The organism is Staphylococcus gallinarum, assembly GCF_000875895.1.
GTDB lineage: Bacteria > Bacillota > Bacilli > Staphylococcales > Staphylococcaceae > Staphylococcus > Staphylococcus gallinarum.
In genome coordinates, this window is sequence record NZ_JXCF01000169.1 from 1 (window position 1) to 370 (window position 370).

The following is a 370-nucleotide window of genomic DNA, read 5'->3' on the forward strand; positions in this document are numbered from 1 at the left end:
TCCAGGACAATATGGTGACAAAATCTCGCCGATTAATTGTATGTTACAACGTCCGTTTGATGGAACGTCACATTATGAAGGGAACGATGTGTTTGTCGTGTCGGGAGATTTTGGTGACGAGATGAAGCCATTATTAACATGGCGACGTTATATCGTCTATGACCAAGATAAAGTCATACAAATTTGGCCTGAATACACATTGACGGGAGATGTTGACGTAGAGTTCGTCTTTCGATTAGTACCCGTGCATCGTGCAGATACAGTTGCTGAAACATTTCTACTACGCCATGAAGGTTTAGAAAAACCTTTAGAAATTCCGAGACGTGATTATAATGCGCATGTCATTATTTCTATGCGTGCTAAAGGAAAT

Annotated in this window: 1 protein-coding gene; it reads left to right on the forward strand. The window is 40.5% G+C overall.

Annotation, left to right across the window (positions count from 1 at the left end):
• The coding region (locus tag SH09_RS13920; RefSeq protein WP_042740216.1) for an accessory Sec system protein Asp2 at positions 1–370 on the forward strand (370 nt) is incomplete at both ends.